This is a genomic window from Amycolatopsis rhizosphaerae (genome assembly GCF_007713715.1).
GTDB lineage: Bacteria > Actinomycetota > Actinomycetes > Mycobacteriales > Pseudonocardiaceae > Amycolatopsis_E > Amycolatopsis_E rhizosphaerae.
Genome location: NZ_VJWX01000581.1, coordinates 1 through 4276 on the forward strand (window position 1 = coordinate 1; position 4276 = coordinate 4276).

General features: G+C 72.0%; 5 protein-coding genes and 1 pseudogene. 4 read left to right on the forward strand and 2 right to left on the reverse strand.

What is annotated here, in order from left to right; all coding sequences use genetic code 11:
- Positions 1–716, forward strand: a 716-nt coding sequence (locus FNH05_RS33550) for an MFS transporter (RefSeq protein WP_144592874.1), incomplete at its 5' end; no start/stop codon positions are given.
- A gap of 35 nt (positions 717–751) precedes the next feature.
- Here the strand turns inward: FNH05_RS33550 and FNH05_RS33555 are convergent.
- Both FNH05_RS33555 and FNH05_RS33560 read right to left on the reverse strand, forming a co-directional pair.
- Positions 752–1540 (reverse strand): helix-turn-helix transcriptional regulator, encoded by a 789-nt coding sequence (locus FNH05_RS33555; protein WP_144592875.1) that lies wholly within the window; start codon positions 1538–1540, stop codon positions 752–754.
- A gap of 27 nt (positions 1541–1567) precedes the next feature.
- The gene (locus tag FNH05_RS33560) at positions 1568–2221 is read right to left on the reverse strand and encodes an O-methyltransferase (protein WP_144592876.1); all 654 of its coding nucleotides are present in this window, start codon (positions 2219–2221) and stop codon (positions 1568–1570) included.
- Positions 2222–2398: 177 nt separating this feature from the next.
- Here FNH05_RS33560 and sigE point away from each other — a divergent pair, with 177 nt between their 5' ends.
- The 3 genes and pseudogenes from sigE to FNH05_RS33575 all read left to right on the forward strand — a co-directional run.
- A complete protein-coding gene (sigE, locus tag FNH05_RS33565; RefSeq protein ID WP_144592877.1) occupies positions 2399–3022 on the forward strand; it encodes an RNA polymerase sigma factor SigE in 624 nt (207 codons plus the stop codon).
- Positions 3019–3672, forward strand: a complete 654-nt coding sequence (locus FNH05_RS33570) for a zf-HC2 domain-containing protein (RefSeq protein ID WP_144592878.1) — start codon at positions 3019–3021, stop codon at positions 3670–3672. Before sigE ends, FNH05_RS33570 begins: the two co-directional genes overlap by 4 nt.
- Before the next feature lie 81 nt (positions 3673–3753).
- Positions 3754–4276 (forward strand): annotated as a pseudogene (locus FNH05_RS33575) (serine protease); the annotation flags it as partial.

Here is a 4276-nt window from a genome sequence, read left to right on the forward strand (position 1 = left end):
TCTCGCTACTCACCGTGCTGACTTTGCCGGGGGTTCGGCAGCAAGGAACGTTTGCTACGGAAAAACTGGAGCAAACATCCCTTGCTCCCGTCACCGCGGTGCCATCCCGGTTATGGACCGTGCTGGACGGGCTGGGGGCGGCACTGGGCAAACCGGTCCTGCTCGCGCAGTACACGGTCGCGCTGCTGGCCATGGGGGCGTTCGTCGCGATGTACAACGCCGCGGGATTCCGGCTCACCGGCCGTCCGCTCGACCTCTCGCCCGCGATCGCGTCACTGGTGTTTCTGTCCTATGCGATCGGCTCCGTCTCCTCGGCGACCGTGGGCAGGCTGGTCGGCCGCTTCGGCCGCACGCGGTCGGCGGTGGGCGCGCTCCTCCTCACCGCGGCGGGTATCGCGCTGACCGTGCCGGATTCGCTGGTACTGGTCGTGCTGGGATTCCTCGTGCTGACGGGCGGGTTCTTCGCCGCGCACGCGGTGGCCAACGGCTGGACCGCGGCCGAGGCCCCCGAAGGCGCCCGCGGTCAGGCCTCGGGCCTGTACACGCTCATGTACTACCTGGGCAGCAGCGTGGGCGGCACGGCGGGCAGCGTGATCTACGCGGGCGCGGGGTGGGGCTGGCTCGCCTTCACCACCGTCGGCTGGCTGGTGCTCGCGACCGCCGTGGTCGCCATGGCCGCCGCACGCCGGACCGCCGCGGTGCCCAGCCCCGCGTAACCCCGGTGCAGCCCGTGACGAGGGTGCGAACCGGCTCAGGGCATGGGGACCGGGGGGCCGGTGCGGCGCGTCCTGGCCGAGGCCAGCGGGGGCAGGGCGACCAGCACCGGCACCGTCCAGTCCGCGTGCACGTCGAGCCACACGTCGCGGTGGTGCAGCGGGGCCTGCCTGGTCACCAGCACCGGCTCCGCCGCCATACCCGCCACGATCCGCCCGGGCACCAACTGGTCCAGCGCGCCGCCCGCGGCGGGCAGTGCCGAGGCCAGTAGCCAGTACGTGCCCGGCGGCACCGCGGTGAGCAGGAAGCCCGCCGACTCGCCCAGCAGTGTCCCGCTCACCGGGCATCCCCGGGCCGACCGCCTCGGGAACAGCCCCACGTACACCGCCGCCGCGCCGCTCAACAGCGCCCTCGCGGCCGGTGTCAACCGGGCGCTTCCGGTCACCACACCGCCGTCGCGGTCGGCGCCCGGCACGATCACCGGCCGGGGTGGGAAGTCCGCGAGCACGTCCGGAAGCCGCCGGAACTCCACCGGCGAATGCCCCACGACCGCGGTGAACCGCTTGGTGAAGGTGCCCACCGAGGTGAACCCCACCTCGTGGCACACGTCGACGACCCGCTCGTCGGTCGACAGCAGCAGCCGCTTCGCCCGCTGGAACCTGTGCGCGGCGAGAAACTGTCCCGGTGGCTGCCCGAGCAGCCGCTCGAAGGACCTGGACAGGTGGAAGGGGCTGTAGCCGACGTGATCGGCCACGTCGCCGAGGGTGATCGGTTCACCGCTGTGGCCGACCAGGAAGCGAGCGGCTTCGATCACGGCTTCCCGCATCTCGGCGCCCACCTCCCAGCGTCTTTGTCAGGCTCGCACCGCCGCGACGAGCAGCCCGCCGCCGACCGGGAGTAAACAGGGCACCAGCCGGTCGTCCTCGCGAAGGGCGCGGGCCAGTTCGCGAGCCGCCAGCGCGCCGGGATCACGCCGTGACGGGTCGGCCCGGGGCGGCAGCACCCCGTGGAAGGCGAGTACCCCGCCGGGGCGCAGCAAATCGACCCCGAGTTCGTAGTAGCCCGGGTACTCGGTGCGGGCGGCGTCGACGAACAGCAGGTCGTAACCGCCACTGGTCAGCCGGGGCAGCACGTCCAGTGCCCTGCCCATGATCAGGCGGGTACGTCCGGGCGGGAAGCCTGCCTCGACGAAGGTCTTGCGGGCCACCCGGTGGTACTCCGGCTCGATGTCGATCGAGGTCAGCACGCCCTCGGGCGCCATGCCACGCAGCAGGTAGAGGCCGCTGACCCCGGTGCCGGTGCCGATCTCCACGACCGCCCGCGCACGCAGGCTCGTCGCCAGGAAACACAGCGCGGCCCCGGCCAGTGCTCCGAGTGGCGCGCAGCCGAACTCCTCCGCCCGGGTACGGGCGAGGAGCAGGGCGGTGTCGTTGCGCTCGTCGGGCAGGTAGCTCTCGACGTGGTTAGCGACGCTGTCACCGACACCCGCGTGCGTCTCGGAGGTCACCGGCAAAGATTAGCGGCGGCCGGGATGGAAATCGTGCAAGACGTGCAACAGTTCTCTCAGGCATCTCTTAGACCGGTCTCACCACCCACCTAAGTAGACCGGCCAAGCTGGGACCCAGGAGACGGGAACACCGCGCGGAGTATCCGCGTTGGAGCAAACAGTAGGGAGAACAGCCTGATGGAGGTGCCTTCCCCGACGATGCAGACGACCCCGACGAACGAGCAGCTCGCCACCGAGGCCCGCCCGGTGACCGTGGACGAGTCCTCGTGGACGCCGCCGTCCTGGGACGAGGTCGTGCGGGAGCACGCCGACCGGGTCTACCGGCTGGCATACCGCCTCACCGGCAACTCCCACGACGCCGAGGACCTGACCCAGGAGACCTTCATCCGGGTCTTCCGCTCCCTCGCGGCGTACAAGCCCGGCACCTTCGAGGGCTGGCTGCACCGCATCACCACCAACCTCTTCCTCGACATGGCCCGCCGCCGCGCCCGCGTGCGGATGGAGGGCCTGCCCGAGGACACCGACCGCATCGTGGGCGACGACCCGAGCCCCGAGCAGGTCTACAGCGACACCCACCTCGACCCGGACCTGCAGGCGGCGCTGGACGAACTGCCGCCGGAGTTCCGGGCCGCGGTCGTGCTCTGTGATGTCGAAGGTCTGTCGTACGAGGAGATCGGCGCGACGCTCGGCGTCAAGCTGGGTACGGTGCGCAGCCGGATCCACCGTGGCCGGCAGGCGCTGCGTGCCTCGTTGGAGCGCCGCCGCGCGCTGACCGGGGAATCCGTGGAGGCTTCGGTATGAGCGATCCGCGAGGTTGGAGTCTGCTTCCCGAGTCGCATCTTCTGCCCGACGCGATCGTCGCCTTCGTCGACGGTGAGCTGTCGCTGGGTGCCAGGGACCGGGCCGCTTCGCACATCACCCGATGCCCGGGCTGCGCGGCCGACGTGGCGGCCCAGCGGCAGGCCCGGGCGGCGGTCAAGCGCGCGAGCGCGCCCAGCATGTCCGCCGGTTTCCTGGCGAGCCTGCGGGCGATTCCGGAGCACACCGACCTGCCCACCACCCCCGACAACCTGGCGGTGACCGAGGACGGTCAACTCGTCGCGATCCAGCGGCCCGACCGGGTCGCCGGCTTGCGGGACATGCAGACCGCACTGGGTTCGGGCGCCCCGCTGGGCTCGTCGACCCCGCTCGGCAGCGGTTCCTCGGTGCTCGGTTCCCAGCGTTCCACGGTGCGGCGGCGAGCCGCGCAGGGTGCGGGCGTGGTGGTGTCGGGGATCGTGCTCAGTGCGCTCGCCCTGGTCGCCACTTCCGGTGGCGGCGGGAGTACCGCTCAGGTGAATCCGCAGCCCGGCCCCAACCCGGGAGTGCTGCGCGCACAGATGGGTGGTCAGCAGCACGCCACCCCCGTCACGACCACCATTTCGGCGTGCCCGGCCCTGCACGCTCGCTGACGCGCGTTTCACCAGCCCGACGGGACAATCGGTGGTGGCGTATGGTCGCGCCGAGTCTTCAACCGTCTATCCCGGGGAACGATGAGCCAGCCGAACACGCCAGAGGACAACTCCGGCGCGCCGCGCGAGCCGCGGCTCGCACCCCGGCCGCTGGACCGCCCCGCGGTCGATCCCGTGCAGGCCGTGGCCTTCGGCCGCCCGCGCGGCGTCGAGGGCGCCTTCGACAAGCTTTACGCACCCGCTTCCCGCAACGGCAGCCCCATCGTCGCCCGGCCTCCGGCCCCGGAATCGCTGGCCGAGGCCTTCGGACGCCCGCCCGGTGCCGAGAACGTGCTCCTGCAGCGCCCCGACGGCGACCCGGGCGGACGGCCGGTGGAGCAGCCGGAACCCCCGCTGTGGTCGTCTGCCGGTGATCCGTGGCGCGATCCGTCGGCCGCCGCGGTACTGGGCGGTCCGGCGCTGTCCCCGGGCGGAGACGAAGACGAGGACGAGGAGCGTCAGCGCGGCGCTCTGCTGTCCCTGCCCGAGGTGCTGTTCGGCCGGCGGGTCAAGCCGGTCGCGCTGGGGCTGCTCGGGGCGATCTGCCTGCTGATCGGGGCGGTCG

Excerpts from the sequence above, each read along its gene's own strand:
- FNH05_RS33555 (WP_144592875.1), bottom strand. The coding sequence starts at position 1,540 with ATGCGGGAAGCCGTGATCGAAGCCGCTCGCTTCCTGGTCGGCCACAGC.
- sigE (WP_144592877.1), top strand. The coding sequence starts at position 2,399 with ATGGAGGTGCCTTCCCCGACGATGCAGACGACCCCGACGAACGAGCAG.
- FNH05_RS33570 (WP_144592878.1), top strand. The coding sequence starts at position 3,019 with ATGAGCGATCCGCGAGGTTGGAGTCTGCTTCCCGAGTCGCATCTTCTG.